Here is a 24,916-nt window from a genome sequence, read left to right on the forward strand (position 1 = left end):
GAGCGCCTCGTGCCCGTTGCCGTCAGCGGAAGCATCGCAACCGACCACCTCATGCACTTCCCCGGCAGGTTCGCCGACCAGTTGGTCGCCGAGCAGCTGCACCGGGTGTCGCTGAGCTTCCTGGTCGACGACCTCGTGGTCCGCCGTGGCGGGATCGGCGCCAACATCGCCTTCGGCATGGGCGTGCTCGGGTGCGCGCCGGTGCTGGTCGGGGCGGTGGGCGCCGACTTCGCCGACTACCGCGCCTGGCTGGAGCGCCACGGCGTCGACTGCGCGGGCGTGCACGTCTCCGAGGTCGCCCACACCGCGCGCTTCGTCTGCACCACCGACGACGACATGTGCCAGATCGCCTCGTTCTACGCCGGCGCGATGGCCGAGTCGCGCAACATCGAGCTGGCCCCGGTCGCCGACCACGCAGGCGGGCTCGACCTGGTGCTGATCAGCCCGGACGACCCGGAGGGCATGGTCCGCCACGCCGAGGAGTGCCGCCAGCGCGGCTACCGCTTCGCGGTGGACCCCTCGCAGCAGATGGCCCGCATGGACGGCGCCGCGATCCGCTCGTTCGTCGACGGCGCCGACTACCTGTTCAGCAACGACTACGAGTGGGAGCTGCTGCGCCAGAAGACCGGCTGGACCGAGTCCGACGTCATGTCCCGGGTCGGCCTGCGGATCACGACGCTGGGCGAGAAGGGCGTGGAGATCGTCTCCGCCGACGGCACCAGCATCCACGTCGGCGCGGTCCCGGAGACGGCCAAGGCCGACCCGACGGGCGTCGGCGACGGCTTCCGCGCGGGCTTCATCGCCGGTGTCACTCAGGGCCTCGGCCTGGAGCGGTCCGCGCAGCTGGGCTCGCTGATCGCCGTGCTGGTGCTGGAGACCGTCGGCACCCAGGAGTGGACCTTCGACAAGGCCACCGCGCTGACCCGCATCGCGGGCGCGTACGGCCAGGACGCGGCCGACGAGATCGCGCCGATCCTGCCGGGCTAGGTGGAGGTCCGCGAGACCATCCGCGCGCTGGTCGCCCTCGACGCCCGAGTCGGGGGCGACCGCACCGCCGCCCGGGCGCTGCGCGCGTTCCGGTCCGCCCCCGTCCACGGCCGCGACGCCATGGCTGCGGCGGGCGAGCTGGGCGAGGTGACCGGGTGGCTGCTGTTCGACGCGGGCAGGCACCGGCTGGCCGAGCGGGTCAACCGGGCGGCGCTGCGGCTGTCGCGGCGGGCAGGTGACCGCGCCGTCGAACTGCTCACCCTGCAGAACATGGCCCTGCACGCCGGGTATGTCGGCAGGCCGCGCGCGGGGCTGGACATCATCGGACAGGTGCTCTCCGGCCCGCTCTCACCGCGGCTGGAGGCGTTGTTCCGCCTCCGCGAGGCCCGCGCGCGGGCGCTGGCGGGCGACCGGGACGCGCCCCGGCTGTTCGCCCGGGTGCGGTCCCGCTACCTCGACGGCGTCCGGGACGACGACCCGGCGTGGACGTGGTGGATCGACGACCCCGAGCTGGCCTGGCACGAGGCGATGGTCCACGGGCACGCGGGCGACTGGGCGCGCGCGGCCGACCTGTTCCACGCCGCCGCCGAGCTGGTGCCCGCCGACCAGGTGCGCCGCCGCTACCTGCACCTCGCCGCGCTCCTCGGCGCCCAGGCCAGGGCCGGGGCGCGGCGGGACGCGGAGGACACCCTGACGGCGGTGCTGCCGTACTACCGCGCCGTCGGCTCCACCCGCACGGACGCGATCGTCCGGGCTCACGCGGTGAGGATCACCGGGCCGTCTGCGGTGATGGCGACGGTGTGCTCGGAGTGGGCGGCGCGGCTGCCGTCGCGGGTGCGCAGGGTCCAGCCGTCGTCGTCGACGTAGTACGGGTCCCTCCCGCCTTTGTGGACCATCGGCTCGATCGCGAGCACGAGCCCTTCCCGCAGCCGCATGCCGCGTCCCGGGTCGCCCTCGTTGGGCACGGACGGGGACTCGTGCATGGCGCGGCCGATGCCGTGGCCGCCGAAGTCCGGCGGGATGCCGTAGCCGGCCTCGCGGGCGACGACGCCGATGGCGTGGGCGATGTCGCCCATGCGGTTGCCGGGCACGGCCGCGGCGATCCCGGCGGCCAGCGCCCGCTCCGACGCCTCGACCAGGGCGGTGTCGGTCGGGTCGGGCGTGCCGACGACGAAGGACATCGCCGCGTCGCCGTGCCAGCCGTCGACGTGCGCGCCGAAGTCGATGCTGAGCAGGTCGCCGTCGCTCAGCCGGGTCCTGTCGGGGATGCCGTGCACGATGGCGTCGTTGAGCGAGGTGCACAGCACCGCGGGGAACGGCGTCGGCGCGAACTGCGGCCGGTAGCCCAGGAACGACGAGCCCGCCCCGTGCTCCGCCAGCACGCCCCTGGCCACGTCGTCGAGTTCCAGCAGGGTCGTGCCCACGGTGGCGGCGGCGCGCACAGCGGCCAGCGCTGCCGCCACGACCGCGCCCGCCGCGCGCATGGCGGAGATCTCCGCCGGGGTCTTCAGCTCGATCATAGGGATAACAATACCGGTATTCCTATCCCGGTCAACCGGCCGTACAATCGACGGTCATGGTGCGACCACCGCTGACGGCCCAAGAGCGCGAGCGCGGCGAACGCCTCGGCCGCATGCTCCGCGAGGCCCGGGGCCCGCGCAGCATGACCGAGGTCGCCGCCGAGGCGAGGGTGCCGGTGGAGACGCTCCGCAAGATCGAGAGCGGCCGCGTCCCCACCCCGGCGTTCTTCACCGTGGCCGCCCTGGCGGGCGCCCTCGGCATCTCCCTCGACGCCCTCGTCGCCGATCAGATCCTGACCGGGTAGCTCCCTCGGGACACGAGGTCGGCGGCATGCGTGCTCAAGCACGCACACCGCCGAAGTCGCGTACGGCGGACCTGTTCTCGGGCTAGCGCCGGGCTCAGATCTTGACCGGGTAGTGCGGCTCCGGCACCACCGGGCGGATGCGGCGCTCGATGAAGATGCCGTGCCAGAGCATGAAGACCAGCAGCGCCCAGATGCGGCGGCTGTGGTCGAGGTTGCCCGTGCGGTGCTCCTCCAGCAGCCGCATGACGGCGTTCTTGTCGAGCAGGGCGTCGGTCTCGGAGTCCAGGATGATGGTGCGCGCCCAGTCGTACATCTCGTCGCGCAGCCACAGCCGGATCGGGACGGGGAAGCCGAGCTTGCGGCGGTTGAGCACGTGCGCGGGCACCACGCGGCGCAGGGCCTGGCGCAGGGCGAACTTCGTCGTCTCGCGGGTGATCTTCTGGTCGAGCGGGACCTGCGCGGCGACGGCGAAGACCTCCGGGTCCAGGAACGGGACGCGCAGCTCCAGGGAGTTGGCCATGGTCATCTTGTCGGCCTTGACCAGGATGTCGCCCCGCAGCCACGTGTAGAGGTCCACGTGCTGCATGCGGGTCACCGGGTCCCAGCCCGCCGACTCGCGGTACGGGCCCGCGGTGAGGTCGCGGTGGCCGATCGCCGGGTCGAACGTGCGCAGCACCGGGGCGAGCTGGTCGTCGCGGAAGATGCGGGCGTTGCCGTAGTAGCGGTCCTCCAGCGACAGCGAGCCGCGGCGCAGCAGGTCCTTGCCCCGGGTGCCCTCGGGGATCTTCGCCGAGACCTTCCCCATCAGCTTGCGCAGCGAGCCGGGGACCCGCTCGAACGGGGCGAGCGACAGCGGCTCGCGGTAGATCGTGTAGCCGCCGAACAGCTCGTCGGCGCCCTCGCCGGACAGCACGACCTTGACGTGCTTGCGGGCCTCCCGGGCGATGAACCACAGCGGCACCAGCGCCGGGTCGGCCACCGGGTCGTCGAGGTACCAGACGATCAGCGGCAGGGCCTCCATCATCTCCGGCGCGGAGACCGTGCGGACCACGTGCTTGACGCCGAGCGCCGCGGCGGACTCGGCGGCCACGTCGACCTCGGAGTAGCCCCGGCGCTCGAAGCCGGTGGTGAAGGTGATCAGGTCCGGGTTGTGCTGCTTGGCCAGCGCGGCGATCGCGGTGGAGTCGATGCCGCCGGAGAGGAACGAGCCGACCGTCACGTCCGCGCGCATGTGCATGCGGACCGAGTCACTCATCACGTCGGCGATGCGCTGGTACAGCTTCTCCGCGTCGGCCGGGCCGCCGACCGGGCGCGGGGCGAAGCGCGGGGTGAAGTAGCGGCGCTTCTTCGGCTCCTCACCCGGCGTGAGCGTGAACGACGTCCCCGACTCGATGCGGTGCACCGCGCTGTGCAGGGTCGCGGGCTCGGGTACGTACTGCAGCGTCAGGTAGTGCTGCAGGGCCCGCTTGTCCATCTCCAGCTTGACGCCCAGCACGGGGGCCAGCTCCAGCAGGGACTTCTTCTCGCTGGCGAAGGCCGCGCCACCCGGGCCCACGGCGTAGAACAGCGGCTTGATGCCGAACGGGTCGCGCGCGCCGAAGAGGACCTGGCGGTGGTTGTCCCAGATCAGGAACGCGAACATGCCGCGCAGCCGGGACACCGCGGCCTCGCCGAGGTAGTGGTAGGCCGCGACGATCGTCTCGGAGTCGCCGTCGGTGTGGAAGACCGCGCCGAACTTGGCGGTCAGCTCGGCGCGCAGCTCGAGGTAGTTGTAGATCTCGCCGTTGAACAGCAGCGTGTAGCGCTGCGGCGTCTCCGGCGGGCCCCACAGCAGCGGCTGGTGGGAGTGCTCGATGTCGATCATCGACAGCCGGTTGAAGCCGAACACGGCCTCACCGCCGGTCCAGGTGCCGCTCTCGTCCGGGCCCCGGTGCCGCTGGCACCGCATGGCCGCGCCGACGGCCGACCGGGCCGCTGCGGCGTCCATGTCGGAGGGACAGATCAGGCCAAGGAGACCGCACACGGCTACTCGCGCACCTCTCGTGTGTCAGCGGGGGAGAGGCCAGTATGCCGGTCGCGCCCGGGCCGCCCGCCGACCGCCCGCGCCCACCGCGCGTGGCCCAGGTCACCAGGCCAGACTGGGAAGTAGCTCCGATCACCCTCCCCGGGTGTGGCCCCTGTCGCTGGGCTAGGCTCCGGGTGCTCCCAGGCCCGTGTTCCGCCGCGCGCCGGGAAGCGAGGATTCATCGTGTCGAGGAGGATCGCGCAGTGGGCACACCCCAGGCCACCGGGGCCGATCGGCCCGGGAACCGCACGGCACGGGCGGCGAGGCTGGCCTGCCTGGTCGCCGTGGTCGCTGTCCTGGCCACCGGCTGCTCGGCCAACGAGGTCCTGCGCTTCGGCTGGCCCGAGGGCATCACGCCGCAGGCCGACTCGATGCGCGTGTTCTGGACATGGTCGGTCGTCGCCGCGCTCATCATCGGCGTCATCACCTGGGCGCTGATCCTGTGGCCGGTGGTCGCCCACCGCAAGCGCGGGGACAGGCTGCCGAAGCAGTTCCAGTACAACCACTTCCTGGAGATCATCTACACCGGTCTCCCGGTGATCATCGTGGTGGTGCTGTTCTACTTCACCGCGACCACCCAGAACTACGTCCAGGCCGAGACCGACGACCCCGACGTGGTGGTCGACGTCGTCGCCTTCCAGTGGAACTGGGAGTTCGACTACGTCTCCTACAAGGACACCGCGGGCGTCGAGCAGGAGCCCGCCGCTCCCGGCGACGACACCGTGCGCACGATCGGCTCGTCGGCCGAGATCCCGCTGCTGGTGCTGCCCAACGACCGGGTGATCGAGTACCGGCTGCGCTCCACCGACGTCATCCACTCGTTCTTCGTGCCGGACTTCCTGTTCAAGCGGGACGTCTTCCCGCACCCGGACAAGAACAACCAGGACTGGGACTTCCAGAACCGGATCGACCAGACCGGCTCGTTCGTCGGCCGCTGCGCGGAGCTGTGCGGCACCTACCACGCGGTGATGAACTTCGAGGTCCGCGTCGTCACCCCCGAGATCTTCGACCAGTACATGGACCTGCGCACCACGGTCAACCCGGCCACCGGCAAGGGCTACACCGCGGCCGAGGCGCTCGCCGAGATCGACTGCGGCGACCTGTGCACCCCGCACGCGGTGACCACCAAGCCGTTCGACACCGACCGCACCGCGCGTGAAGCGTCGGGTTCCTAAGCTCTCACCCAAAGGACTGCAGCTATGAAGGTCGAAGCCAGGCTGTTCGACGTCACCACGGGCTTCTTCTTCCTCTCGGCCATCGTCTACGGGCTGTGGGCGCAGGAGCCGGTCGGCACGGTCGCGCTGATCCTGACCGGTGGTCTGTCGCTGATCATCGGCTCGTACTTCCACTTCATCGCCCGGCGGCTCAAGCAGCGCCCCGAGGACAACCCGGACGCCGAGATCAGCGACGGCGCGGGCGAGCTGGGCTTCTTCAGCCCGGGCAGCTACTGGCCGGTCGGCCTGGCCGCCTCCGCGGCGCTGATGGGCTTCGCCATGGCGTTCTGGCAGGTGTGGCTGATGGTGATCGCGGGCGTCCTGGTGCTGATGGCCGTCGGCGGGCTGGTGTTCGAGTACCACACCCGGCCCGACCACGACTGACCCGATTCTTCCGACGAAGACCGCCGCCTCGACTGCGAGGCGGCGGTCTTTTCACTTTATTCGCGGCTTTGACCAGCGATCTTTTCGTGCAAGGCTCGATGGGCGGAAGGACTTCCGTGCCCGCGCGGTCCGCGGCGGCGGTGTTCCCGGCCGACCCCGGGACGACCGCGGGAGCGGCACGATCGCGGGTACCCGGACCACGGCCGCCCGGCGATCCCGCGCGGCCAGACGAAGAGGGAGCCGCTCGTGAAGCTCGCCAGTCGCATGGACCGCCTCGGCACCGAGTCCGCGTTCGAGGTGCTGGCCAAGGCCAGGGCGCTGGAGGCGACCGGCGCGCCGGTGATCCACCTGGAGATCGGCGAACCGGACTTCGACACCCCCGCGCACATCGCGCGGGCCGCGCGCGAGGCGCTGGACCGGGGGATGACCCACTACGTGCCCGCGCCGGGCATCCCGGAGCTGCGCGCGGCCGTCAGCGCCGCGCTGGAGCGCGACGGGCGGATGACCGCGTCGCCGGACCGGGTGATCGTGACGCCGGGCGCCAAGCCGATCATGTTCTTCGCGATCCTCGCGCTGTGCGAGGAGGGCGACGAGGTGCTGTACCCGGACCCGGGCTTCCCGATGTACGCCTCCATCGCCGCGTTCGCGGGCGCGCGGCCGGTGCCGGTGCCGCTGCGCGAGTCGAACGGGTTCACCGTCGACCCGGACGAGCTGGCCGCGCTGGTCACGCCGCGCACCAAGCTGCTGATCCTGAACTCGCCGCACAACCCGTGCGGCAGCGCGCTGGACCGGGCCCAGGTGGAGGCCATCGCCGAGATCGCGATCCGGCACGACCTGACGGTGCTGTCCGACGAGGTGTACTGGGCGCTGCGCTACGGCGGCGACCACCACAGCGTGCTGGACGTGCCGGGCATGGCGGAGCGGACGATCCTGCTCGACGGCTGGTCGAAGACCTACGCCATGACCGGGTGGCGGCTCGGCTACGGCGTCTTCCCGACCGAGCTGGTGGAGCCGGTGAGCAGGCTGGTCATCAACTCGGTGTCGTGCACCTCGGCGTTCAGCCAGTACGCGGCGATCGCGGCGCTGACGGGCCCGACCGACGACGTCGACCGCATGCGGGCGGCGTTCGCTGAGCGGGCCGAGGTCGTGGTGGACGGGCTGAACGCGATCCCCGGCGTGTCGTGCGTGCGGCCGGGCGGGGCGTTCTACGCGTTCCCCAACGTCACCGGGCTGGGGCTGCCGGAGGGCGAGCTGGCGGACCGGCTGCTGAACGAGGCCGGGGTCGCGGTGCTGCCCGGGACGGCGTTCGGCGAGTACGGCAAGGGCTATCTTCGGTTCTCCTACGCCAACTCGACCGACAACATCAAGGCCGCGCTCGGCGCGTTCGCCGACCTGGCCGCGGAGGTGACCCGTGCCTGACGTGCTGGTGACGCGCCGGATGGTGGACGCGGCGATGGCCGCGCTCGACGGCCTGGGGACCGTCGAGGTCTACACCGGCCCGCCGACGGCGATGCCGCGCGCGGAGCTGCTGACCCGGGTCGCCGGTGTGCGGGGCCTGCTGACCGTGCTCACCGAGCGGATCGACGCCGAGCTGCTGGACGCCGCGGGTCCTGGCCTGCGGATCGTCGCGAACCACGCGGTCGGCGTCGACAACATCGACATCGCCGAGTGCACCCGGCGGGGCGTGCTGGTGACGAACACGCCGGACGTGCTGACCGAGGCCACCGCCGACCTGGCCTGGGCGCTGATCCTGGCCTGCGTGCGGCGGGTGGCCGAGGGCGACCGGTTCCTGCGCGCCAAGACGCCGTGGATCTGGGACCCGCGCATGATGCTCGGGCACGACCTGCACGGGCGCGTCCTGGGCATCGTCGGCTGCGGCCGGATCGGCCAGGCGACCGCGCGGCGGGCGCTGGGGTTCGGGATGCGAGTCGTCTATCACAACTCGCGCCCGCTGCCGCCGGAGGTCGCCGAGCCCCTGGGCGCCACCTGGCGGTCGTTCGACGACCTGCTCGCCGAGTCCGACGTCGTCTCGGTGCACTGCCCGCTCACGCCCGACACCCGCCACCTCTTCGGGGCCGAGGCGTTCGCCCGCATGAAGTCCTCCGCGGTGCTGGTGAACACCTCGCGGGGTCCGGTCGTGGACGAGCTCGCGCTGGCCCAGGCGCTGCGGGCGGGGGAGATCTTCGCCGCCGGGCTCGACGTGTTCGAGCGGGAGCCCGAGGTCGAGGCCGAACTGCTCGACCTGGACTCGGTCACGCTCCTGCCGCACCTGGGCAGCGCGACCGTGGGCACCCGCGAGGCGATGGGCCTGCTGGCCGTGCAGAACCTGGCAGCAGGACTGGCAGGCGCCCGGCCGCGCAACCTGCTCAACCCGGAGGCCTTCACCGGCTGACCGGCGACCGGCCCGGGGCCGGGCCCGCACGGCCTGCCCCGGCCGGACGCCCGCCGGATGGCTCAGCGGGCGCGCGGCGGTGCTTGGCAGACATGCACGCCCGGATGCTGGCGATGCGCGCTGGGCGGCCACGGCTGCGACACCGGGTCGATTGCCTGGTGGCAGAACCCCAGGCTGACTGACCTGTCCGGTCGTCGCCGCGGCGGCTGGTGGCGCTGTTGGTGAGGTTCCCCAGGAGGTGACCGCGGACCGCCGATCGTGCTGGCTACCGCTGCCGGCCTGCTGGCCACCAGCAGGCTGATCCCGACAGTCAGCCCCTATCAGACACCGGTCATCGACAGATCAGCCGACAGCGGTCACGTGAGCCCGCTGACCGGCGGGCGGCGTCCGGTGGCGTCCGGTGGGGTGGACACCCCATCGGACGCCACCCAGTCGTCTACGCCGCCAACCGCCGGGACACGCTGATCCAGCGGTCCAGGAGGGCAGCGGCCGCGCCGGTGTCGATGGCCTCGGCCGCGCGCCCGTGCGCTGCCTCGAGGTCCGCGTGCAGGTCGTCCGACAGGCCGGTGAACGCCGCGATGGCGCCCGCGGCGTTGAGCACCACGGCCTCGCGCACCGGGCCCGGCTTGCCCGCCACCAGGTCGCGGACGACCGCGGCGTTGAACTCCGCGTCGCCGCCGCGCAGGTCCTCCGGCGCGGCCGGGGTGATGGCCAGGCGGGCCGGGTCGATGACGTCCTCGCGGACCGTCCCGCCCGAGACGGCCCACACCTTCGTGGTGGTCGTGGTGGTGATCTCGTCGAGGTTGTCGTCGCCGCGGACCACGAGCACGCTCGCGCCGCGCCCGGCGAAGACGCCCGCGATGACGGGGGCCAGGCGGGCGTTGGCGCAGCCGATGAGGCCCGCGCGGGGCTGGGCTGGGTTGGTCAGCGGGCCCAGGATGTTGAACGCCGTGGGGATGCCCAGCTGGGCCCGGGTCGGACCGGCGAAGCGCAGGGCGGGGTGGAAGGCGGCGGCGAAGCAGAAGCCGATGCCGACCTCGCGCACGCATTCCGACACCGCGGCCGGGCTCAGCTCGATCGCCACGCCCAGCGTCTCCAGGACGTCCGCTGTGCCGCACTTGGACGACGCCGCCCGGTTGCCGTGCTTGACCACCGGGACCCCGGCGGCGGCCGTGACCAGGGCGCTCATCGTGGAGATGTTCACAGTGTGGGCTTGATCGCCACCCGTGCCGACCACGTCGACGGCGTCGGGCACGTCCTCCACCCGGCGCGCGTGGGCGAGCATGCCCTCGGCCATGCCCGCGATCTCGGCGGGCGTCTCGCCCTTGGCGCGCAGCGCCACGGCGAAGCCCGCGATCTGCGAGGGGGTGGCCTCCCCGGACATGATCTGGTCCATCGCCCAGGTCGTGTCCTCGGCGGCGAGGTCCTCCCGGTCGATCAGGCGGCCGAGCAGGCCGGGCCAGGTCCTGGTCACCGAGCTCACCCCCGCAGGGCGGGCAGGCGCTTGGTGCGCAGGACGTCGGCGACGGTCTCGGCGGCGGTCAGCGGGTCGAGCGGGTGCACCACGACCGCGTCGGCCTGCGACCAGGTGGCCAGCCAGCGGTCGTCCTTGCGGCGCACCGCGATGACGATCGGCGGGCAGTCGGTGATCTCGTTCTTGAGCTGGCGGGACAGGCCGATGCCGCCGGTGGGCTGGGCCTCCCCGTCGAGGATGGCCAGGTCGATCTCGCCGGAGTCCATCGCCATCAGGACCTCGGCGACCGTGCCGACCTCGACGTACACCACCCGGCCGATGTCGGCGGCCGGACGGCGCCCGACGGCTGTGACGATCGTCTCGCGCACCTCGGGACGGTGGCTGAACACCAGGATCTTCAGGGGCTGCGCGGTCATGGCGTCCTCCACTTGGCAGGTCGGGCGTGCCGATGTTATCGGGCTCACCATGACCCGAACCAAGCCCTCCCGCCCCTCATTCCGTGCTTATTAACCACTCGGCCAAGCGGTCGGGAATCCCCAGTTCGGCACCCATTAGGTGATCAACAGCAGTGTGACCGGATGCACGCACGACCCGACCGGGCGCAGTACCTACCCGCAGGACATAATGCGTCGCGTGACAGCAGCAGCCCCCTCCATCGGACAGCGCATCCACTCGCTGAACCGGCCAAACATGGTCAGCGTCGGCACCATCGTGTGGCTGTCGAGCGAGCTGATGTTCTTCGCCGGACTGTTCGCGATGTTCTTCACGGTCAAGGCGCAGAACACCAGCGGTGTGTGGCCGCCGATCCTGGAGTCGACCGGCGAGCCGATCCACCTGAACCTGCCGTACGCGCTGCCGTTCACGATCATCCTGGTCGCGTCGTCGTTCACCTGCCAGCTCGGCGTGTTCGCCGCCGAGCGGGGCGACGTGTTCGGCCTGCGCCGGTGGTACATCCTGACGCTGGTCATGGGGGCGATCTTCGTCGGCGGGCAGGCGTACGAGTACGTGCAGCTGGTGCAGGAGGGCGTGACGATCCCGTCCGGGGCCTACGGCACGGTCTTCTACCTGACCACCGGCTTCCACGGTCTGCACGTGATCGGCGGGCTCGTCGCGTTCGTGTACCTGCTCATCCGCACGCGGCTGAGCAAGTTCACCCCCGCGCAGGCCACCTCGGCGATCGTCGTGTCGTACTACTGGCACTTCGTCGACATCGTCTGGATCGGTCTGTTCGCGGTCATCTACCTGGTGCCGTGATGACCCCGCGCTCCCACCACAGCTTCGCCGAACTGACAGCAAGGGTTGCCGCTAAATGATCAACAAACTCCGCAGCCGGACGAAGCTGCACAGGCGGGTGGCGGGCTTCCTCGCCCTGTCCTTCGCCCTGTTGTCGGTCGGGCTGCTCTACACCGCGCTGGCGCCCGAGCCCCCGGTCGCGCAGGCGCAGGCGGACCCCGCGCTGCTGCGCAAGGGCGAGCTGATCTACAACCGCACCTGCATCTCCTGCCACGGCGCGAACCTCGAGGGCGTCGAGGACCGCGGTCCCGCGCTGATCGGCATCGGCGAGGCGGCGGTGTACTTCCAGACCTCCACCGGCCGCATGCCGATGGTGCGCCAGGAGGCCCAGGCCGAGCGCAAGCCCCCGAAGCTGTCGCCGGACGAGATCGACGCGCTGATGGCGTTCGTGCAGTCCAAGGGCGGCGGGGTCGTCATGCCCGAGGGCGTCGGCGCCCAGCTGGTCGGCGACAACCCCGCGCGCGGCGGCGACCTGTTCCGGCTGAACTGCGCCTCCTGTCACAACTTCACCGGCCGCGGCGGCGCGCTGTCCTCGGGCAAGTACGCCCCGACGCTGGACGGCGTCACCGAGGAGCAGATCTACGCGGCCATGCTGACCGGCCCGCAGAACATGCCCAAGTTCTCCGACCGGCAGCTCTCGCCCGAGGAGAAGAAGGACATCATCGCCTTCGTCAAGTCGGTCACCGACGGCAACAACAACCCCGGCGGCAACGCGCTCGGCGGTCTTGGCCCCCAGTCCGAGGGTCTGATCGCGTTCATCGTGGGCATCGCCGCGCTGGTGGGCATCACCCTGTGGATTGGGGCGAAAGCATGAGCGCCAAGAACCCCGACGAGCTGCCTTCCGAGGCCGACCTCGCCGAGATGTCCCGCGACGACCTGGTCCGCCTCGGCGCCAAGCTCGACGGCGTCGAGCTCGTCGAGTACCCGGACCCGTGGCCGGTCAAGGGCACCCGCGCGGAGAAGCGGGCCGAGCGGCTGGTCGCGCTCTGGTTCGGCATCGCCGCGCTCGCGGGCCTGGCCTTCGTCGCCGTGTACCTCTTCTGGCCCGCCGAGTACGCCGCGTACAACGAGCCCGGCCACACGATGTACCTGCTCTACACGCCGATGCTGGGCGCCACCCTGGGCCTGTGCATCCTGGGCATCGGCGTGGGCGTGCTGATGTACACCAAGAAGTTCATCCCGCACGAGCTCGCGGTGCAGCAGCGCCACGACGGCGGCTCGTCCGAGCTGGACAAGGCCACGATCGTGGCCGAGCTGGCCGACGCCGGGAACCGCAGCACCATCACCCGCCGCCCGATGATCAAGGCGACGCTCGGCGCAGGCGCCGGGGTCATGGGCCTCGGCCTCGGCGTGTTCGCCATCGGCGGCCTGGTCCGCGACCCGTGGGCCGACAGCGACGGCAAGGAGTCGCTGTGGCACACCGGCTGGCAGGAGACCAACGGCGAGCGGGTCTACCTGCGCCGCGCCACCGGCAACCCGCACGAGGTCGTCCTGGTGCAGCCCGGTGACCTCGACGCGGGCGCGATGGAGACGGTCTTCCCGTTCCGCGAGTCCGAGCGCGACGACCACCACGCGCTGTCCATGGCGCTCAAGCGCTCGGACAACCCGGTCATGCTGATCCGCCTGCGGCCCGAGGACGCCGCCAAGGTGGTCAAGCACAAGGGCCAGGAAGACTTCAACTACGGCGACTTCTACGCCTACTCGAAGATCTGCAGCCACCTGGGATGCCCGACGTCGCTCTACGAGCAGCGCACCAACCGCATCCTGTGCCCGTGCCACCAGTCGCAGTTCGACGCGCTGCAGTACGCCAAGCCGATCTTCGGCCCGGCCACCCGCAAGCTGGCGCAGCTGCCCATCGCCCTCGATGAGGAGACGGGCTACCTTTACGCCAAGAGCGATTTCATCGAGCCCATCGGGCCCGCGTTCTGGGAGCGGAAGTCATGAGTGCGATCACAACTCCCACGAAGCCCCGGTCGATGGCCGCCCGCGCCGCGGGCGGGGCAGCCAAGTGGGCCGACGACCGGTACCACATGGCGGGCGGCCTGCGCCGCCAGATGAACAAGGTCTTCCCGACGCACTGGTCCTTCCTGCTCGGCGAGATCGCGCTCTACAGCTTCATCGTGCTGCTGCTGACGGGCACCTACCTGGCGCTGTTCTTCGACCCGTCCATGGTCGAGGTCGTCTACCAGGGCGAGTTCGTCCCGCTGCGCGGCCTGGAGATGTCGCGGGCGTACGAGTCCGCGCTGCAGATCACCTTCGAGGTGCGCGGCGGCCTGTTCGCCCGCCAGATGCACCACTGGTCGGCGCTGCTGTTCATGGCCGCGCTGGTCACGCACATGTTCCGGGTGTTCTTCACCGGCGCGTTCCGGCGCCCGCGCGAGGTCAACTGGGTCATCGGCGTCCTGCTGTTCATGCTCGGCGCGCTGGAGGGCTTCTCCGGCTACTCGCTGCCCGACGACCTGCTCTCCGGCGCCGGTCTGCGGATCATGTCCGGCCTGATCCTGACGATCCCGGTCATCGGCACCTGGACGCACTGGCTGCTGTTCGGCTCGGAGTTCCCGGGCACCGAGATCGTCCCGCGCCTCTACACGCTGCACATCCTGCTGCTGCCGGGCATCATCCTGGCGCTGATCGGTGTGCACCTGGCGCTGGTCTGGTACCAGAAGCACACGCAGTTCCCGGGCGTGGGCCGCAAGGAGACCAACGTCGTCGGCGTGCGGATCATGCCGGTGTTCGCGGTCAAGGCTGGCGGCTTCTTCGCCGTCGTCGTCGCGGTCTGCGCGCTGCTGGGCGGGCTGTTCCAGATCAACCCCATCTGGAACTTCGGCCCGTTCAACGCCGCGCACATCTCCGCTGGCACCGTGCCCGACTGGTACATGGGCTGGACGGACGGCCTCATCCGGCTCTGGCCAGCGTGGGAGGTCTACCTCGGGAACTACACGATCCCGGCGTCGTTCTTCCCGTTCATGCTGGGCCTGCCCCTGCTGACCGGTGTCGCGGCGGTCTACCCGTGGATCGAGCGCAGGTTCACCAAGGACTACGCGCACCACAACCTGCTGCAGCGCCCGCGTGACGTCCCCGTCCGCACGAGCCTCGGCGTCATGGCGATCACCTACTTCATGGTGTCGCTGCTGTCGGCGGCCAACGACGTGCTGGCGGAGAAGTTCTTCATCTCGCTGAACGCGACCACCTGGATGGGCCGCATCGGCCTGCTGGTGCTGCCGCCGCTGGCGTACTACATCACCTACCGCATCTGCCTGGGCCTGCAGCGCTCGGACCGCGAGGTGCTGGAGCACGGCGTGGAGACCGGCATCATCAAGCGCCTCCCGCACGGCGAGTTCATCGAGGTGCACCAGCCGCTCGGCCCGGTGGACGACCACGGCCACCCGATCCCGCTGGAGTACCAGGGCGCCCCGGTGCCCAAGAAGATGAACAAGCTGGGCTCGGCTGGCGAGCCGGTGCAGGGCTCGTGGCTCACCCCGGACCCGCCGGAGGAGACCGCGGCCCTGGCCAGGGCCCGCGCGGCCCAGCTGGGCCACGGCGCCTCCGGTGAGCTGGAGGCAGGCCAGACGGAGACCGGTAGGCACACCGCGCCGACCAGGGACCCGAGCAAGGAACTCTGATCGCCACGAGGGGCGGCACCCGACCCGGGTGCCGCCCCTCGCCGCGATAGCGTGTCCGGCGTGATGAGACGGGCCTGGGCGGCGGCGCTGGTGCTGCTGACCGCCTGTGGAACCACCCCGTCGACCCCTGTGGAGGCTCCCGCAGTGCAGAGCGCAGAGGCCTGTCCGTACCCCGAGTCGGGGTTCGACTGCGACTTCCAGCGGCGCTTCGACCAGGCCAGGCGCTACGCCGCCGACCGGCCGGGCGCGACGGCGCTGGTGGTGCGCGACCGCGAGCGGGACGTCGTGTGGCGCAACGAGCACGCGGGCGACATGGTCTGGACGGCGTCGACGATCAAGCTGGCGATGGCGGCCGACCTGCTGGTCCGGCACCGGTCCGGGGAGATCGAGCTCACCGCCGCCGACCGGGCCGACATGGACGCCATGCTGTTCGACTCCGACGACAAGGCCGCCACCGACCTGTGGATGCGGTACTCCGGGGACGACCACAGGCTGTTCAACGCCCACTTCCCCGGCCTGGGGCTGGCGACGCTGCGGCCGCAGCCGGGGTACGGGCGGGTGTTCCCGTACTGGGGCTTCCAGAAGTGCACCGCCGACGACCTCGACCGGCTGCTGGCGCACGTCCTGGGCGGGCTGGCGGCGGAGGACCGGGCGTACCTGGTCGACCGGATGCGGACGGTGGCGCCCAACCAGCAGTGGGGCGTGTGGGCCGCGGGCCCGGGCGCGCGGCCGGGGGCCAAGAACGGCTGGGCCGAGGAGGACACCGGCTGGGTGATGAACAGCATCGGCTTCGTCGGGCCCGCCGAGCGCTACACCGTCGTGATCCTCAACGACCTGCGCGGCGAGGGCGCCTACGACGAGGGCCGGGAGACGACGTCCGAGGTGGCGCGGCTGCTGTTCGCCGGTCGGTTCTAGCTCACCGCCGGTCGCCGATCACCACTTGTCCTCGTCGAAGACGCGGGTGGTCTCGCTGTAGTCCTCGGACTCCGGCGCCTTCGGGGCGGCGGGCGGCTTCTCCTCGGGCTCGTCGTCCACGCGCTGCACGATGGCGCGGTCCCCGCCCAGCGGGACGAAGGCCTCGGCGACGGTCGTCGCGGCGGCCTGGCGGGCCTTGCGCGCGGTGCGCAGGATCTCCGCGGCCAGCTCGGCGGCGGGCTTGGCGGTCGCGGCGTCGTCGAGCCGCAGGTCCAGCAGCGCGCCGTTGGGGGCGACGGTGACGGTGACGGTGCGGTCCTCGGAGGTCTGCGTGCTGCCCGCGGACTCCAGGTCCCGCTTGAACTCGGTGGCCTTCTGCTGGAGGTCGGCGACCTTGCGCTCGAAGTCGGCGAGCCACTCGTCCGGGGTCTGCACGCGCACAGGGTAGCGGGGTTTAGGGTTGTCGGACCGAGACTTTGGAGGACCGAGCCCATGATCACGGCGATCGTGCTCATCTACGCCGCCACGGACCGCATCCCCGAGACGGCCCAGGCGATCGCCGACATCGACGGGGTGACCGAGGTCTACTCCTGCGCAGGCGACGTCGACCTGATCGCCATGGTCCGCGTCAGCGACCACGAGACCCTGGCCGAGCTGGTGCCGGGCCGGATCGGGCGGGTGCAGGGCGTGCTCGACACCGACACCCACATCGCCTTCCGCTCGTACTCCAGCCGCGACACCGAGGCCGCCTTCGCCATCGGCGACGACTAGCCGCCGCTCACTTCCCCCAGTGGCCGAGCCGGGAGCGGGCGTGGTCGGCGCGTTCCAGCCAGTGCCGCCAGCTCGCGGCGGCGTGGGCGGGTTCCGACCACGGGGTGGACGTGCGGACCAGGCGGGTGCCCGGGCGGTCCAGCCAGCGCAGGATCACCGCGACCTCCTCGGGGGGCGCGCCGTGCAGGGGGCCGTCGCCGGTGAAGACCGTCTCGGCGCTGGCCACCAGCTGCTCGACCACGGGCATCGGCGGAACCCCGCGCTGGGCGACGCCCGCTGAGGCCAGTCGGCCGTGGCGGACGACCGCGAACTCCCAGCCGCCCGCGCCGTCCGGGCGGGCGGCGACCAGCTCGGCGATCCGCGCCAGGGCCGCGAGGCGCTGGCCGCGGTCCAGGGCGCGGATGAGGGTGCTCATGCGGTCGCGGTCGGTGCGCGCCTCCTCGTAGCGCTGGGCGGCCGAGAGGTCGAGCAGGCGGGTCTCCAGCAGCCGCAGCGGGTCGGTGAGCGCGCCCGCGACCAGGCCGGTGACGCCCGCGACGGCCGGGGCGTACTGGGCGGCGGTCTGCGCGCCTGAGCAGGGCGCGCCGCAGCGGCCGAGCTCGGCCAGCGCGCACGGGGTCGCCGAGGGGGAGCGGGCCGGGATGCGGACCGTGCAGGGGCGGATGCCGGTGGCCTGCTGCAGGGCGTGCATGGCGTCCTCGGCCAGCGCGCGGCTGCGCAGGGGCCCCAGCGCGCCGTCCCGGGGCCCGCGGACCAGGGACAGCCGGGGGAACGGCTCGTCGGTCAGCGCGACCCACCAGCCGTTGTGGGGGTTCTTGGAGCGGCGGTTGTACGCGGGCTTGTGCGCGGAGATCAGCCGCAGCTCGCGCACCTCGGCCTCCAGCGAGTGCGCGCACGTCACGTGGTCCACCCGGACCGCGAGGGCCACCATCTCGCGCAGGCGGCGGCGCGTCTCGCCCGCGGTGAAGTACTGCCGGACCCGGCGGCGCAGGTCGACGGCTGTGCCGACGTACAGCACCTCCTCCGAGGGACCGCGGAACAGGTACACGCCGGGCTCGTGCGGCAGGTCCTCGGCCAGCGTGCGCTTGCGGCGCTGGGCGTCGGTGACCTCCGGCAGGTAGCCCAGCAGCTCCTCCAGCGACTGCACGCCCAGCGACCCGACCCGCTCCAGCAGGCCGTGCAGGACGTCGACGGTCGCGCGCGCGTCGGCGAGGGCGCGGTGGATCGGGACGGTCTCGGCCCGGAACAGCGTGGCCAGGGCGGACAGCCTGCAGCTCGGCGCCTCCTCCCGGCTCAGCACCCGCCTGCCGAGCTTCACCGTGCACACCACGGTCGGCTTGGGCCACGGGTAGCCGAGGCGGGCGCACGCGGCCTTGACGAAGCCCACGTCGAACCCCGCGTTGTGCGCGACCAGGACCGACCCGGCGGCGAACTCCAGGAACGCGGGCAGCACCGTGTCGAGCCGGGGCGCCGCGGAGACCATGACCTCGGTGATGCCGGTCAGCGCGACGACCTCCGGCGGGATGCCGCGCTCGGGGTCGACCAGGGTGGCGAACTCGCCGAGCACCTCGCCGCCGCGGACCTTGACCGCGCCGAACTCGGTGATGGCGTCGGTCTCGTGGCTGCCGCCGGTGGTCTCCAGGTCGAACACCACGAACGTGGTCTCGCGCAGCGGCGTGCCCAGCTCGTCGAAGGTCAGCTGCCCAGTCATCGGCTCGAAGCTAGATCACGGCACTGACAGAAACGGCATGGTGCGCACACTGCGTCGTTACCGGCCCAGACTAATCTGGAGAAATGGCTCCGCCCGCCGACCCGCAGGCCAGCGCGGACCCCGACGCCGGGGTCCGCGGCTCCACTGTGGACTGGACCGGGCTGCCGGAGCCGGTCAGGGGCAGGCTGGCCGAGATCGCCGCGGAGGCGGTCGGCGCGCTGCCCGCCGTGGACGTCCCGCAGTCGCTGCGCGCGGTGGCCCGGTTCGCGCCCGCCAAGCGGGCCCGGTTGGGCGCGGGCGCGCTCATCGCCGCCCTGCGCGACCTGCCCGCCTTCCGCACGGCGGTGGTCAACTGGGCCAGGGAGCACCGGCCCGCCGCGCTCGACGTCGGCGGCGCCGACCCGGTGGCCGCGGCGGCGGCGGCCGTGCTGCTCGGCGAGGACTCCGCGGTGCACTACGTCGAGCTGATCGGCCGCCGCGTCACCGACTCCGCCCTGCGCACCGAGCGCGACGCGGCCGTGGCGAAGCTGCGCAAGGCCGAGGCCGAGCTGGCCCGCGTGCAGGCGCTGCTCGACGACTCGGCCGGGGCGGCCGACCGGGTCAGGGCCGAGAGCGAGGCCGAGCTGGAGCGGCTGCGCAAGCGCCTGCGCGAGCAGGGCGTCAAGCTGCGCGAGGCCAAGGACGCCGCCGCGGCCGCCGATGCCGAGATGGCGCGGCTGCGCGCCCGGGTCGATGCCGAGCTGGCCGCCGTGGTCGAGCAGCGCGACCGCGAGCGCGAGCGGGTCGAGCACGAGCGGGCCCGCGCCGAGCGCGCCGAGGCCGACGCCGAGATCGCCCGGCAGTCCGCGCGCGAGGCCCGCCAGGCCGACGAGGTGCGGCTGGCGCTGCTGGTCGACACCCTCGACGGGGCCGTCACCGGCCTGCGCCGCGAGCTGGCCCTGGGCGGCGGCGGCCCGCGCCCGGCCGACCTCGTGCGCGGCGCGACGGCGGCGCAGGGCGTCGCCGGGCGGGTGGAGGACCCGGCCGCGCTGGACCGGCTGCTGGCGCTGCCGTCGGTGCACCTGGTCGTCGACGGCTACAACGTCACCAAGACCGGCTATCCCGAGCTGTCCCTCGCCGACCAGCGCGACCGGCTCGTGCGCCAGCTCGCCGCGCTGGCCGCGCGCACGTCCGCCGAGGTGACGCTGGTCTTCGACGGCGCGGGCGTGGTCGCCGTCCCGGTCGCGGCGCCCCGGGGCGTGCGGGTGCTGTTCAGCGATCCCGGCGTGCTCGCCGACGACGTGATCCGCGCGCTGGTCACCGCGGAGCCGGAGGGCCGCCCGGTCGTGGTCGCCACGTCCGACCGCGCGGTGGCGGACTCGGTGCGCAGGCGCGGCGCCCATCCGGTGCCGTCCGCGGTGCTGCTGGCCCGGCTCGGCCGCATCTGAGCGGCGGACCCCGTCGTTGTCCAGGTCGATGTCGTTGTCCAGGTCGATGCTGTTCCGGGTGCTGGCCGCGCTGGTCGCGGTGTCGTCGTTGCTGATGCAGCCGGTGGCGGCCGCGCAGCAGAGCGAGCCGCCGCGGCCGGAGGCCGGGACCGGGCCGGGCGCGCCGGTGCCCGACCCGCGCCCGGGCGAGGCGTTCGCCGATCCGGCAGTGGCCGCCCTCCAACGCACCGCGACGGACGTGCAGCGCGAGCTCGCCGACCTGTCCGGGCTGGTCGAGGCGGCCGCGGTCGAGCTGGGCACGGCGACGCGGGCCGCCGACGCCGCCCGCGCCGAGCGCGCCGCGGCCGACGAGGTCGTGGCCGCCCGGCAGGCCGAGGTCGACGAGTTCGCCGCCGCCCTGCTGGCCACGCAGGCGCGCCCCGGCGGGCTGCACGTGCTGCTGACCGTCGACGGGCCCGCCGACTTCCTGCAGGGCAGCGCCATGGTCGAGCGGATGCGCGCGGACACCGACGCCACGCTCACCGCGGCGCTCGACCGCCAGGAGGCGGCGGCCGCCGCCGAGCGCGCCGCGGCCGACGCCCAGGACACCGCCGCCCAGCGCAAGGCCGACCTGGACCGCCGCACGGCCGACGCCACGAACCGGGCGGCCGCGGTGTCGAGCGAGATGCGCGGGCGCATCGCCGAGACCGACGCCGCCGTGGTCGCCGCGCAGCGCGCGCAGCGGGAGCGCAACGAGCGCACCGCGGCGAACTGGCGCGCCTACACCGCCCGGCTCGCCGAGGCGGGCATCACGCCGCCGCCCGCCGCCGCGCTGCGCGACCCCGCCCGGCTGCCGCCCGGCCTGCGCGCGCTGCCGGGTCGGGACGGACCGCAGGCGGGAGTCGCGGAGACGGTGCTGACCGGCGGTGAGCGGCTGCTCGTGCTGCCCGCGGAGACGATCGCCGCCGTGGACACCGCGATCGGCGCGCTCGGCAAGCCGTACGTGCCCGCCAAGGGGGAGGGGCCGGTCGCCTACTCCTGCGACGGGCTCGTCAAGGCGGCGTTCGGGTCGGTGCCCTCGGCGATCGGCGAGCAGTTCGCCACCCTCGCCCCGGTGCCCGCCGCCGACGCCCAGCCCGGCGACGTCGTGTTCATCGGGCCGACCCGGCTCGGCGTTCAGTCCGTCGGCGTCGTGCTGGACGGGCGCACGATGCTCGCCGCGGACGCGCGCCTCGCCGGGGTCGTGGTCACCGACCTGCCCGGCCCTGACACCGTCGTGGGCGTGGCCCGGCCCGCGCTCGGGCCGCGTCCGGCCCGGCCGGTGCCCTCGGCCGAGCCCGGCGGGCTCGCCTGGCGCTGCGGCAGCGTCCAGCTCCCGCCGCGCGGTCCGGGGGAGGCCGCTGGCGCGTGGGGCGGCTACCCGAACGGGCTGATCCCGCCCGCCGCGCTGTGTCGGATCGGGGTGGGCGCGCACGCGTTGCGGTGCGACGCGGCGATGTCCTACCGGGCCATGGCCGAGGCGTTCTCCGCCGCCTTCGGCAGGCCGCTGTGCATCACCGACTCCTATCGCACTTTTGCCGCGCAAGTGCGTCTCTACGGCGAGAAACCCGCGCTCGCCGCCGTGCCGGGGACCAGTAATCACGGCTGGGGACTCGCGGTCGATCTCTGCGGCGGAATCCAGTCCTTCACCTCGCCGGAATACCGCTGGCTCGCCGCCAACGGCCCCCGCTTCGGCTGGTCGAATCCGGCGTGGGCGCGGCCGGGCGGCGGCCGCGAGGAGCCCTGGCACTGGGAATACACCGGCTGAATTGTCGGTGGTCCGCTCTAGCGTGATCTTCGACGAGCGGGAAAGGGGTGTAATCGTGATCATCGACTGTGATCGGTGCGTCGCCCGCGTCGAGGACGCGTGCGGCGACTGCGTGGTCAGCGTGTTGCTGGGCGTTCCGCCCAGCGTCGAATTCGATCAGGTCGAGCGCGCGGCGATCGCGGCGTTGGCGGCCGCGGGCATGATCCCCCGGCTGCGGCTGGCGCTGGTGGAGAAGTCCGCCTGAATCCCGACACGCCCGGGTGAATTCCACGCCGCGCCGAGCGGTCGTGGTCGATCGGTGAGCGGTTCACCGATCGGGTGAACAGGGCTGTTGCGCTCATCACAGTGTGGAGTCGGCACTGCTCTGATGGGGGTTCGGCGCGAATCTCCCGGCGTTCACGGCACGGTCGGTGGACGCCATGGCTCACGTTTCGTAACCTGTCCGAGATTTCGCGGCTTCCCGTCACCAACCCCGAGGCGACGACGCGGAATCGCCGCCCCGCTCGACCCCACGAGGGTCGGACCGGTCCCCCGCGGTCGGCGCCAGCCGGCGTGGCGGTCAGAGGACGAAGGAGTACGCGCGACGTGGCGTCGCATCGACTCAAGAGAGCCCTGAAGGGCGCCATGGGCGTCACGGCTGTCGTCGCGGTGGTGAGCTTCTCCCCCTCACCGGCCATGGCACAGCCCCCCACAACCGCATCCGAGGCCGTCGAGCAGTACAAGAAGCTCAGCGAGCAGGCCGCGACCGTCAACGAGGACCTGCTCAAGGCCCAGGACGACCTCAAGGCCAGGAAGGCCGACTACGACAAGGCCACCAAGGACGTCGCCGCCGCCAAGGAGCTGGAGAAGAAGGCGCGCGCCCAGGAGGAGGCCTTCCGCGGCCAGGTCGACGACCTCGCCAGCGCCTCGTTCCAGGGCGCCCGGTTCAACAAGATCTCCGCCCTGCTGACCGGCGACTCGCCCGACGACTTCCTGGAGCGCGCCTCCGCGCTCTCGGTGCTCGCCGCCGACAGCGAGCAGGCCCTCTCGGCCTACACCTCCGCGGTCACCACCGCGGAGGAGGCCCGCAGGCAGGCCGAGGACGGCCAGAAGCGCGCCGCCAAGGCCAAGGCCGACGCCGAGAAGCTCACCGCGGACATCACCAAGAAGCGCGACGAGCTGCAGAAGCAGATCGAGGAGGTCGACGCCGCCCGCCAGCGGCTGACCGCCGAGGAGAACGCCGAGCTGCGCGGCCCCGCGGACACCGGCGTCTACATCGCCCCGCCCGGCGCGGCGGGCATCGCGATGAACACCGCCCTCGCCCAGCGCGGCGACATGTACGAGTGGGGCGCCGAGGGCCCGAACACCTTCGACTGCTCCGGCCTGATGGTGTACGCCTACCGCGAGGCGGGCGTGTCCCTGCCGCGGTCCAGCCGCGCCCAGTTCGGCGTCGGCGTGCCCGTCTCCCGCAGCGAGCTCAAGGCGGGCGACCTGGTCTTCTACGGCAGCAGCGCGGGCAGCATCCACCACGTCGCCATGTACATCGGCGGCGGCCGGATCGTCCACGCGTCGACCTTCGGCGTGCCGGTGAAGACCGACACGATCGACGGCGGCGGCAGCGACTACTTCGGCGCGCGCCGGGTCGCGGGCTGACAAGCGCGATCACGGGCCCGTAGCCGGTTGGCTACGGGCCCGTCGTCGTGTTCCCCTACGATTCCCGAATGGCCTCCAGGGCACGGGTACGCGCGTGGCTAGGCGCGATCGTGGCGGTGATCGCCGCCGCCGGTGTCGCCCTGGTGTCGCTGCCCGGGGACGAGTCGGGCCCGCTCGGCCAGTCCGGCCAGGGTCGGCCGATGGGCGCGGTGCCGCCCGCCGAGCCCTCCGCCGTCGACGTCCTGCGCGGCGACGCCGTGTCCGCCCTGCTGGAGCGCCGCGCGTCGGCCGTGCGCGACCGCGACCGGCAGGCCTTCCTCGCCACCGTCGACCCGCAGGCCGAGCCGTGGTTCCGCGAGGCGCAGCAGGACCTGTTCGACAACCTCGACGGCGTCCCGCTCGCCCACTGGTCCTACGCCGTCGACCCGGCCGACGTGCTCGACCTGGCGGGCCTGCCCGACGCCGACCGGACCGCCACCGAGCTGTGGGCGCCCGGCGTCGAGCTGCACTACGCCCTGCGCGGGGTCGACACCGTGCCCACCGCCCGCGACATGGGCTACCTCTTCGCCCGCCGCGGCGACGCCTGGTACCTGCACTCCGACACCGCGCTGTCCGAGCTGGGCAGGCGCACGTGGCGCGGGCCGTGGGACTTCGCGCCCTGCCAGGTCGTGGCCACCGACGCGGGCCTGGTGCTGGCGCACCCGGGCAGCCAGCCGATGGTCGACCGGCTGGTCCGCGAGCTGGACCCGGCCGTGCGCGCGGTCGCCGACGTGTGGGGCGCTGACTGGTCGGGCAAGGTCGCGCTGATCCTGCCGGACAGCCCGGCGGAGATGCGCGCGCTGGTCGGCCCCGACTTCCCGGTGGAGTCGGTGGTCGCCGTGGCCACCGCGGACCGGGTGGACACCGCGGCGAACCTGGCCGTCGGCCAGCGCGTCGTGCTCAGCCCGGTGGGCGCGCGGGCGCTGTCCGTCGCCTCGCTCAAGGTCGTCCTGCGGCACGAGATCACCCACGTCGCCGCGCGCGGGCGCACGGTGGACGGTTCGCCGATGTGGCTGCTGGAGGGCTTCGCCGACTACGTCGGCTACCGCGACAGCGGCCTCACCCTGGCCCAGGGCGCGCCCGACCTGGCCGCGCTGGTCCGCGACACGGGCGCGCCGCCCGGCCTGCCCGACGACCGGTCCTTCCGCGCCCGGGACAAGGAGCTGGACCTGGCCTACCAGCAGGCCTGGTCGATCGCCCGGTTCCTCGCCGAGCGCTTCGGCGAGCGCGAGCTGGTCGAGCTGTACCGGTCGGTGGCGGGCGCGGGCCCGGTCTCCGCGGCCGAGACCGACTCGCTGCTGCTGGCGGCCGTCGGCCTGGACCGGGCCGCCCTGCTGGACGAGTGGCGCGGCCACCTCAAAGAGGTGCTGGGCTAGTT

General features: G+C 72.7%; 24 protein-coding genes. 18 read left to right on the top strand and 6 right to left on the bottom strand.

Annotated features, from left to right (window positions below; translation table 11 throughout):
- Positions 1–51: 51 nt before the first annotated feature.
- On the top strand, positions 52–987 hold the full coding sequence (locus Actkin_RS07825) for a carbohydrate kinase family protein (protein WP_189212463.1): 936 nt from the start codon (positions 52–54) through the stop codon (positions 985–987).
- Positions 988–1,854 carry an NsdA family TPR-like regulatory protein gene (locus Actkin_RS07830; protein WP_258906521.1) on the top strand — a complete coding sequence of 289 codons (867 nt, stop codon included), beginning with the start codon at positions 988–990 and terminating at the stop codon, positions 1,852–1,854.
- On the opposite strand, the gene map is transcribed toward Actkin_RS07830, so the two are convergent.
- The gene (gene map / locus Actkin_RS07835; protein ID WP_258906522.1) at positions 1,743–2,507 is read right to left on the bottom strand and encodes a type I methionyl aminopeptidase; all 765 of its coding nucleotides are present in this window, start codon (positions 2,505–2,507) and stop codon (positions 1,743–1,745) included. The two genes, Actkin_RS07830 and map, sit on opposite strands and share 112 nt — an antisense overlap.
- Before the next feature lie 56 nt (positions 2,508–2,563).
- Here map and Actkin_RS07840 point away from each other — a divergent pair, with 56 nt between their 5' ends.
- Positions 2,564–2,812 (top strand): helix-turn-helix domain-containing protein, encoded by a 249-nt coding sequence (locus Actkin_RS07840; RefSeq protein ID WP_189211961.1) that lies wholly within the window; start codon positions 2,564–2,566, stop codon positions 2,810–2,812.
- A 94-nt stretch (positions 2,813–2,906) separates the two neighbouring features.
- On the opposite strand, the gene asnB is transcribed toward Actkin_RS07840, so the two are convergent.
- Positions 2,907–4,835, bottom strand: coding sequence for an asparagine synthase (glutamine-hydrolyzing) (asnB, locus tag Actkin_RS07845; RefSeq protein ID WP_258906523.1), 1,929 nt, complete (start codon positions 4,833–4,835; stop codon positions 2,907–2,909).
- A 245-nt stretch (positions 4,836–5,080) separates the two neighbouring features.
- On the opposite strand from asnB, the gene Actkin_RS07850 reads away from it, so the two are divergent.
- The 4 genes from Actkin_RS07850 (at position 5,081) to Actkin_RS07865 (ending at position 8,867) form a co-directional block, all read left to right on the top strand.
- Positions 5,081–6,052, top strand: a complete 972-nt coding sequence (locus Actkin_RS07850) for an aa3-type cytochrome oxidase subunit II (RefSeq protein WP_229787079.1) — start codon at positions 5,081–5,083, stop codon at positions 6,050–6,052.
- A 24-nt stretch (positions 6,053–6,076) separates the two neighbouring features.
- The gene (locus Actkin_RS07855; RefSeq protein ID WP_189211958.1) at positions 6,077–6,475 is read left to right on the top strand and encodes a cytochrome c oxidase subunit 4; all 399 of its coding nucleotides are present in this window, start codon (positions 6,077–6,079) and stop codon (positions 6,473–6,475) included.
- Between the two features lie 246 nt (positions 6,476–6,721).
- The gene (locus Actkin_RS07860; RefSeq protein ID WP_229787078.1) at positions 6,722–7,894 is read left to right on the top strand and encodes a pyridoxal phosphate-dependent aminotransferase; all 1,173 of its coding nucleotides are present in this window, start codon (positions 6,722–6,724) and stop codon (positions 7,892–7,894) included.
- Complete coding sequence (locus tag Actkin_RS07865; RefSeq protein WP_258906524.1) at positions 7,887–8,867, top strand: 2-hydroxyacid dehydrogenase; 981 nt, start codon at positions 7,887–7,889, stop codon at positions 8,865–8,867. The genes Actkin_RS07860 and Actkin_RS07865 overlap by 8 nt, the downstream gene beginning before the upstream one ends.
- Positions 8,868–9,303: 436 nt before the next feature.
- On the opposite strand, the gene trpD is transcribed toward Actkin_RS07865, so the two are convergent.
- Positions 9,304–10,350: an anthranilate phosphoribosyltransferase gene (gene trpD, locus Actkin_RS07870; protein ID WP_258906525.1), complete on the bottom strand. Its 1,047-nt coding sequence runs from the start codon at positions 10,348–10,350 to the stop codon at positions 9,304–9,306.
- On the bottom strand, positions 10,347–10,757 hold the full coding sequence (locus Actkin_RS07875) for a hypothetical protein (protein WP_189211955.1): 411 nt from the start codon (positions 10,755–10,757) through the stop codon (positions 10,347–10,349). Before Actkin_RS07875 ends, trpD begins: the two co-directional genes overlap by 4 nt.
- A 208-nt stretch (positions 10,758–10,965) precedes the next feature.
- On the opposite strand from Actkin_RS07875, the gene Actkin_RS07880 reads away from it, so the two are divergent.
- The 5 genes from Actkin_RS07880 (at position 10,966) to Actkin_RS07900 (ending at position 16,172) form a co-directional block, all read left to right on the top strand.
- A complete protein-coding gene (locus Actkin_RS07880) occupies positions 10,966–11,595 on the top strand; it encodes an aa3-type cytochrome oxidase subunit III (RefSeq protein ID WP_189211954.1) in 630 nt (209 codons plus the stop codon).
- Positions 11,596–11,650: 55 nt separating this feature from the next.
- Positions 11,651–12,448 carry a cytochrome bc1 complex diheme cytochrome c subunit gene (locus Actkin_RS07885; protein ID WP_189211953.1) on the top strand — a complete coding sequence of 266 codons (798 nt, stop codon included), beginning with the start codon at positions 11,651–11,653 and terminating at the stop codon, positions 12,446–12,448.
- Positions 12,445–13,578 (top strand): cytochrome bc1 complex Rieske iron-sulfur subunit, encoded by a 1,134-nt coding sequence (locus Actkin_RS07890; RefSeq protein WP_189211952.1) that lies wholly within the window; start codon positions 12,445–12,447, stop codon positions 13,576–13,578. Before Actkin_RS07885 ends, Actkin_RS07890 begins: the two co-directional genes overlap by 4 nt.
- Positions 13,575–15,257, top strand: coding sequence for a cytochrome bc1 complex cytochrome b subunit (locus tag Actkin_RS07895; RefSeq protein WP_309569124.1), 1,683 nt, complete (start codon positions 13,575–13,577; stop codon positions 15,255–15,257). Before Actkin_RS07890 ends, Actkin_RS07895 begins: the two co-directional genes overlap by 4 nt.
- A gap of 63 nt (positions 15,258–15,320) precedes the next feature.
- A complete protein-coding gene (locus Actkin_RS07900) occupies positions 15,321–16,172 on the top strand; it encodes a serine hydrolase (RefSeq protein ID WP_258907881.1) in 852 nt (283 codons plus the stop codon).
- Positions 16,173–16,190: 18 nt separating this feature from the next.
- Here Actkin_RS07900 and Actkin_RS07905 read toward each other — a convergent pair whose 3' ends face one another.
- Positions 16,191–16,607, bottom strand: a complete 417-nt coding sequence (locus tag Actkin_RS07905) for a YbaB/EbfC family nucleoid-associated protein (RefSeq protein WP_258906526.1) — start codon at positions 16,605–16,607, stop codon at positions 16,191–16,193.
- 57 nt (positions 16,608–16,664) lie between these two features.
- On the opposite strand from Actkin_RS07905, the gene Actkin_RS07910 reads away from it, so the two are divergent.
- Positions 16,665–16,943: an Lrp/AsnC family transcriptional regulator gene (locus Actkin_RS07910; RefSeq protein WP_258906527.1), complete on the top strand. Its 279-nt coding sequence runs from the start codon at positions 16,665–16,667 to the stop codon at positions 16,941–16,943.
- Between the two features lie 7 nt (positions 16,944–16,950).
- On the opposite strand, the gene Actkin_RS07915 is transcribed toward Actkin_RS07910, so the two are convergent.
- On the bottom strand, positions 16,951–18,654 hold the full coding sequence (locus Actkin_RS07915) for a DEDD exonuclease domain-containing protein (RefSeq protein ID WP_258906528.1): 1,704 nt from the start codon (positions 18,652–18,654) through the stop codon (positions 16,951–16,953).
- 83 nt (positions 18,655–18,737) lie between these two features.
- Here Actkin_RS07915 and Actkin_RS07920 point away from each other — a divergent pair, with 83 nt between their 5' ends.
- The 5 genes from Actkin_RS07920 (at position 18,738) to Actkin_RS07940 (ending at position 24,914) form a co-directional block, all read left to right on the top strand.
- Complete coding sequence (locus Actkin_RS07920; RefSeq protein ID WP_189211947.1) at positions 18,738–20,081, top strand: NYN domain-containing protein; 1,344 nt, start codon at positions 18,738–18,740, stop codon at positions 20,079–20,081.
- Between the two features lie 34 nt (positions 20,082–20,115).
- The gene (locus Actkin_RS07925) at positions 20,116–21,867 is read left to right on the top strand and encodes a D-alanyl-D-alanine carboxypeptidase family protein (RefSeq protein WP_396122946.1); all 1,752 of its coding nucleotides are present in this window, start codon (positions 20,116–20,118) and stop codon (positions 21,865–21,867) included.
- Between the two features lie 55 nt (positions 21,868–21,922).
- Positions 21,923–22,111: a hypothetical protein gene (locus Actkin_RS07930; RefSeq protein WP_258906530.1), complete on the top strand. Its 189-nt coding sequence runs from the start codon at positions 21,923–21,925 to the stop codon at positions 22,109–22,111.
- A gap of 341 nt (positions 22,112–22,452) precedes the next feature.
- Positions 22,453–23,499, top strand: a complete 1,047-nt coding sequence (locus Actkin_RS07935; protein ID WP_189211945.1) for a C40 family peptidase — start codon at positions 22,453–22,455, stop codon at positions 23,497–23,499.
- A 68-nt stretch (positions 23,500–23,567) separates the two neighbouring features.
- Positions 23,568–24,914 (top strand): gluzincin family metallopeptidase, encoded by a 1,347-nt coding sequence (locus tag Actkin_RS07940; RefSeq protein ID WP_258908102.1) that lies wholly within the window; start codon positions 23,568–23,570, stop codon positions 24,912–24,914.
- Positions 24,915–24,916: the final 2 nt, after the last annotated feature.

The organism is Actinokineospora sp. UTMC 2448, from assembly GCF_024760565.1.
GTDB classification, from domain to species: domain Bacteria; phylum Actinomycetota; class Actinomycetes; order Mycobacteriales; family Pseudonocardiaceae; genus Actinokineospora; species Actinokineospora fastidiosa.

What these genes read in the sequence shown, in the direction of transcription:
- Actkin_RS07875 (WP_189211955.1), bottom strand. Translation starts at nt 10,757, where the DNA reads ATGACCGCGCAGCCCCTGAAGATCCTGGTGTTCAGCCACCGTCCCGAG.
- Actkin_RS07885 (WP_189211953.1), top strand. Translation starts at nt 11,651, where the DNA reads ATGATCAACAAACTCCGCAGCCGGACGAAGCTGCACAGGCGGGTGGCG.
- Actkin_RS07915 (WP_258906528.1), bottom strand. Translation starts at nt 18,654, where the DNA reads ATGACTGGGCAGCTGACCTTCGACGAGCTGGGCACGCCGCTGCGCGAG.
- Actkin_RS07910 (WP_258906527.1), top strand. Translation starts at nt 16,665, where the DNA reads ATGATCACGGCGATCGTGCTCATCTACGCCGCCACGGACCGCATCCCC.
- Actkin_RS07890 (WP_189211952.1), top strand. Translation starts at nt 12,445, where the DNA reads ATGAGCGCCAAGAACCCCGACGAGCTGCCTTCCGAGGCCGACCTCGCC.
- Actkin_RS07855 (WP_189211958.1), top strand. Translation starts at nt 6,077, where the DNA reads ATGAAGGTCGAAGCCAGGCTGTTCGACGTCACCACGGGCTTCTTCTTC.
- Actkin_RS07880 (WP_189211954.1), top strand. Translation starts at nt 10,966, where the DNA reads ATGCGTCGCGTGACAGCAGCAGCCCCCTCCATCGGACAGCGCATCCAC.
- map (WP_258906522.1), bottom strand. Translation starts at nt 2,507, where the DNA reads ATGATCGAGCTGAAGACCCCGGCGGAGATCTCCGCCATGCGCGCGGCG.
- Actkin_RS07940 (WP_258908102.1), top strand. Translation starts at nt 23,568, where the DNA reads ATGGCCTCCAGGGCACGGGTACGCGCGTGGCTAGGCGCGATCGTGGCG.
- Actkin_RS07895 (WP_309569124.1), top strand. Translation starts at nt 13,575, where the DNA reads ATGAGTGCGATCACAACTCCCACGAAGCCCCGGTCGATGGCCGCCCGC.
- Actkin_RS07900 (WP_258907881.1), top strand. Translation starts at nt 15,321, where the DNA reads ATGAGACGGGCCTGGGCGGCGGCGCTGGTGCTGCTGACCGCCTGTGGA.
- Actkin_RS07840 (WP_189211961.1), top strand. Translation starts at nt 2,564, where the DNA reads ATGGTGCGACCACCGCTGACGGCCCAAGAGCGCGAGCGCGGCGAACGC.
- Actkin_RS07920 (WP_189211947.1), top strand. Translation starts at nt 18,738, where the DNA reads ATGGCTCCGCCCGCCGACCCGCAGGCCAGCGCGGACCCCGACGCCGGG.
- Actkin_RS07825 (WP_189212463.1), top strand. Translation starts at nt 52, where the DNA reads ATGCACTTCCCCGGCAGGTTCGCCGACCAGTTGGTCGCCGAGCAGCTG.